The 4,889-nt window shown below is 70.4% G+C and carries 4 protein-coding genes; all 4 read left to right on the top strand.

Going from position 1 to position 4,889, the window contains the following annotated elements; translation table 11 throughout:
• On the top strand, positions 1 to 996 hold a 996-nt coding region (locus ACFU7Y_RS40225), incomplete at its 5' end, for a cryptochrome/photolyase family protein (protein WP_380771328.1).
• Between the two features lie 123 nt (positions 997 to 1,119).
• Complete coding sequence (locus ACFU7Y_RS40220; RefSeq protein WP_380771326.1) at positions 1,120 to 2,610, top strand: Dyp-type peroxidase; 1,491 nt, start codon at positions 1,120 to 1,122, stop codon at positions 2,608 to 2,610.
• Between the two features lie 19 nt (positions 2,611 to 2,629).
• Positions 2,630 to 4,741, top strand: a complete 2,112-nt coding sequence (locus ACFU7Y_RS40215; RefSeq protein WP_224282613.1) for an FAD-dependent oxidoreductase — start codon at positions 2,630 to 2,632, stop codon at positions 4,739 to 4,741.
• The coding region (locus tag ACFU7Y_RS40210; protein ID WP_380771330.1) for a thiamine pyrophosphate-binding protein at positions 4,738 to 4,889 on the top strand (152 nt) is incomplete at its 3' end. The genes ACFU7Y_RS40215 and ACFU7Y_RS40210, both read left to right, overlap by 4 nt.

Genomic DNA, 4,889 nt, shown 5'->3' with positions numbered 1-4,889 from the left:
ACCCACTTGGGCCCCCCCCGGCCCGCCCACCCCGCCCCGCGGCCGGGGGCCCGGGGGGCCCGGACCCCCCCGCCCGGCGGGGACCACTACGCGGTCTTCACCCCGTACCACCGCGCCTGGCAGCTGACGCCCCGCCGCACGGTGCTGGGCGCACCCCGGGCGATCGACACGCCGAGCGGCCTCGGCAGCGACAACCTGCTCCACACGGGGCCGCTCTCCCCGGCCCTGCCGCCCGGGGGCGAGACCGCCGCGCGCGAACGGTGGCGGCGCTGGGACGTCGACGCGTACGCGCAGGTGCACGACGACCTCGCCGCCGACGCCACCTCCCGGCTCTCCCCGTACCTGCACTTCGGCTGCCTGTCCCCCACCGAACTCGTCGAGCGCGCCCTGCGGCACGGCGGCGAGGGGGCTCAGGCCTTCGTCCGGCAGCTCGCCTGGCGCGACTTCCACCACCAGGTCCTCGCCGCCCGCCCGGACGCCGCGCACCGCGACTACCGGGCCAGGGACGACCACTGGCACCGGGACGAGCGCGAGGCCGAGGCCTGGCGGCAGGGCCGTACCGGCTACCCGATCGTCGACGCCGGGATGCGCCAGCTCGCCGAGGAGGGCTGGATGCACAACCGGGCCCGTCTGCTGACGGCGGGCTTCCTCGCGAAGAACCTGTACCTGGACTGGCGGATCGGCGCCGCCCACTTCCTGTCGCTGCTGGTCGACGGGGACCTGGCCAACAACCAGCTCAACTGGCAGTGGGTCGCGGGCACCGGCACCGACACCCGCCCCAACCGGGTGCTCAACCCGCTGCGCCAGGCCGACCGGTACGACCCGGACGGGGCGTACGTGCGCCGCTGGGTGCCCGAACTCGCCCACCTGCCCGGGCCCGCCGTGCACCGCCCCTGGCAGCTCGCCCCCGGCTACCCGGCCCCGATCATCGCCCCGGACGCCCTCACGGACCGGTTCCGCCGTGGCCGCGGCAATCCCGTCGACTCCGTGCGGTGACACTACGTGAGCCCGTCGGGCGGCTGACGTCCGGTTGACAGGGCTCTCGACGATGAAGCTACGTTGAGTGTCGAATCCGTCGCATCCTGTGATGGCCCCTGCCTGCAACCGAGGAGCCCGAGCGTGACCACGACCCCCACCCGTCCCACCGCCGTACCGTCCATCGAGCAGCTGCCCCAGCCGAAGCTGCGTACGAACACCGACATCCAGGGCAACATCCTGGCGGCGTTCAACAAGGACTTCACGGACTTCCGTTACCTGCACTTCCCGGACGCCGCCAAGGGCCGCGGCTGGCTCTCCGCGATCCTCAACACCGTCGCGACGACCAGCGAGACCGAGGACTTCAACGAGCAGTTCTCGCTGGCCCGCCGGGCCTTCGGCCGCGACCCCGCCATCACGGCCGTCCGCTGCGGGGTCTCGCTCACCTTCGAGGGCCTGGTGACGGTCGCCAACAAGCCCGATCAGGTCAAGAAGGACCTCAGCACCTTCAAGTCGTTCTGCGCGGGCGCGGTCGCACGGGCCAAGGACCTCGGGGACACCGGCGAGAGCGACCCCAAGCAGTGGCTGTTCGGCGCCGGGACCGGCGACAAGGTCGTGCACGCGGTCCTCATCGTCGCCGCGGACACCGAGGAACTGCTGAAGGAGAAGCTGAAGAACCTCGACGCGGTCGAGAACACGCACCAGATCACACGCGTCCACGTGGACCAGGGCCGCACCCTGTCGGGCTCACTGAAGGGACACGAGCACTTCGGCTACAAGGACGGCATCTCCCAGCCCGGAGTGAAGGACTTCCACCGGGAGAACCCGGAGAACAAGGGTTTCCGCGACAACCACGCCGGAACCGAGCTGATCGAACCCGGCGAGTTCGTCTTCGGCCACAAGAGCGAGAAGGGCGACCGGAAGGCGCCCGAGTGGATGAAGAACGGTTCGCTCCAGGTGGTGCGCCGACTGCACCAGGACGTCGCGGGCTGGAACAAGGCCGTGGTGGACGGCGTCAAGGAGTTCACCGGGACCATGGACGCCACCCGGCTCGGCGCCTGCCTGGTCGGCCGCGCGAAGGACGGCACACCGCTCGCCCCGCCGGTCGGCGCCGTGACCGGTCTCGGCTCCGACCGCAACGACTTCGACTACGTGAACGACCCCACCGGTCAACACACCCCCTGGGTCGCGCACATCCGCCGCACCCACCCGCGCGCCTTCGCCGGCATCGTCGACGACAAGCCGAAGAGCCACCGCCTGATGCGCCGCGGCATCCCGTACGGCCCCGAGTTCAAGGGCGGCCCGGACGACGGCAAGGACCGCGGGCTGATGTTCGTCTGTTACGGCACCTCGCTGGAGCAACAGTTCGAACTGGTCCAGCAGCACTGGTCCAACTCCGACACGTTCCCCCCGGGCAAGAGCGAGCCCGGCCAGGTGGTCGCCAACGGCTTCGACAAGGTCATCGGCCTCGCCGGCAAGGCCGCGATCGAGCTCGCGGACGGAACCCACGGCACGATCGACATGAAGCGCTTCGTCCGCACCACGGGCGCCCTCTACGCCTTCACCCCCTCGATCACCACGCTGCGTCTCCTCGCCGAGGGCAAGGACCTCCCCAACAAGTCCATCGGCTCCTGAGCGGCGAGGAGAAGAAGCCATGAGCGAGAACCCCCTCATCGAAGGCACCGCCGGTGACCGCGCCCGCTGGCAGACCTGTCGGCAACTCGCGCGCGAGTTGCTGCTGGTCGGTCCGGACGACAAGGACCTGAAGCTGCGCTACCTCGACGTCCTGATCAAGGACGGCATCCCGGAGACGAACGAGCCCAAGGACGTGCTGATCGTCGGCGCTGGCATCGCGGGCCTGGTCGCCGGGAAGCTGCTCAAGGACGCCGGACACAACGTCACCATCCTGGAGGCCAACGCCAGCCGGGTGGGCGGACGGATCAAGACCTTCCGTTCCACCGACGACGAGGTCGACGGACCGTTCTACGACCCGGAGCAGTACGCGGAAGCCGGGGCCATGCGGCTGCCCAGCTTCCACCCGCTCACCCTCGCGCTGGTCGACAGCCTCGGCCTGCGCCGGCAGCTGTTCTTCAACGTCGACGTCGATCCGGACACCGGCAACCAGAACGCGCCCGTCCCACCGGTGGTCTACGAGTCCTTCGAACCCGGCAAGGTCTGGAAGTACGGCGCGGACAGCCCGGAGTTCCGCGAACCGGTCAAGCGCTTCAACTCCTGGATCCGCGCCAACCGGATCCAGGCCCGCCGCGAGGAGTACGCCGCCGACCCGAGCTGCGTCAACGAGGGCTTCCACCTCACCGGCGACGAGGTGCGGGTCACTGCCGCCGACCTGGTCAACCGGGCCCTGGAGCCGATCCGCGACTACTACTCGGTGATCAGGGACGGCAAGCGGGTGAACAAGCCGTTCGCCGAGTGGCTGGACGGCTGGACCCGGGTGATCCGCGAGTTCGACGGCTACTCGATGGGCCGCTTCCTGCGCGAGTACGCGGGCTTCAGCGACGAGGCCATCGAGGCGATCGGCACGATCGAGAACATGACCTCGCGGCTGCACCTGGCCTTCTTCCACACCTTCCTGGGCCGCAGCGACATCAACCCGAACGCCACCTACTGGGAGATCGCGGGCGGCAGCTGGAAGCTGCCCGACGCGCTCGCCAAGGAGCTCCGGGAGGAGCTGCGGATGGGCGAGCGGATGATCCGCATGGAGTACTGGGACCCGCGCCGGGACGGCGGGGGAGGCCGCAACGTCGGCCCGAACGGGCCGCAGGTCGCCGTCCTGACCGTCCCCGAGGACGACCCGGAGGCCGAACCCGAAGTCTGGAAGGGCGACTTCGCGATCGTCACGGTCCCCTTCTCCGCCCTGCGGTTCGTCCAGGTGACGCCCCCGTTCTCGTACAAGAAGCGCCGGGCGATCATCGAGACCCACTACGACCAGGCCACCAAGGTGCTGCTGGAGTTCTCCCGCCGCTGGTGGGAGTTCACCGAGGCGGACTGGAAGGTGGAACTCGACTCCATCGCACCCGGCCTGTACGAGTACTACCAGCGGGCCGGCGAGGAGGACGCCGAGGCGGCCGTGGCCGCCGCCCACAACGGCCACCGGCCGCCGCGCAACCTGCCGGAGGTGCTGCTCGGCGCGCACCCGAGCGTGGACGAGCGACGGATCAGCCAGGCCCAGCGGGAGGTCTACCAGCACACCGCGCTGCTGCGGGCGAGCGTGCGCCCCGCCACCAACTGCTTCGGCGGCGGTTCGACCACCGACAACCCGAACCGCTTCATGTACTACCCCTCGCACCCGGTGCCGGACAGCGACGGCGGCGGCGTGGTGCTGGCCAGCTACAGCTGGTCGGACGACGCGGTGCGCTGGGACTCCATGGAGGACTACGAGCGCTACGTCTACGCGCTGCGCAACCTCCAGTCGGTGCACGGCCGGCGGATCGAGGTGTTCTACACCGGCTACGGAAAGACCCAGAGCTGGCTGCGCGACCCGTACGCGTTCGGCGAGGCGGCGGTGTACACCCCGCACCAGATGACCAGCTTCCACCTCGACGTGGTCAAGCCGGAGGGCCCGGTGTACTTCGCCGGCGAGCACGTCTCGCTCAAGCACGCCTGGATCGAGGGCGCGGTGGAGACCGCCGTCCGGGCGGCCATCGCCGTCCACGAGGCGCCCCCGCCGCCGCCTCCGGCTCAACCGGAGATCCGGCCCGAGGTGCAGGCCCGCCGGGAAAGCCGGAAGGAGGCGCTGAGCCGATGAGCCGCAACGACGAGTGGACGGTGGCCCGCTACCTGGCCACCAGGCTTGAGCAGTTGGGGATCCGGCACCTGTTCGGGGTGCCGGGGGACTTCCTCGGCCCGTTCCTGACGATCATGCAGGCCACGACCACGGTGCGCTGGATCGGCAC

This window comes from Kitasatospora sp. NPDC057542, assembly GCF_042801945.1.
Lineage (GTDB): Bacteria > Actinomycetota > Actinomycetes > Streptomycetales > Streptomycetaceae > Kitasatospora.
Note: the sequence above shows the minus strand (reverse complement) of the source record. Positions and strands in the feature narration are given on the sequence as shown.

What these genes read in the sequence shown, in the direction of transcription:
- ACFU7Y_RS40215 (WP_224282613.1), top strand. Translation starts at nt 2,630, where the DNA reads ATGAGCGAGAACCCCCTCATCGAAGGCACCGCCGGTGACCGCGCCCGC.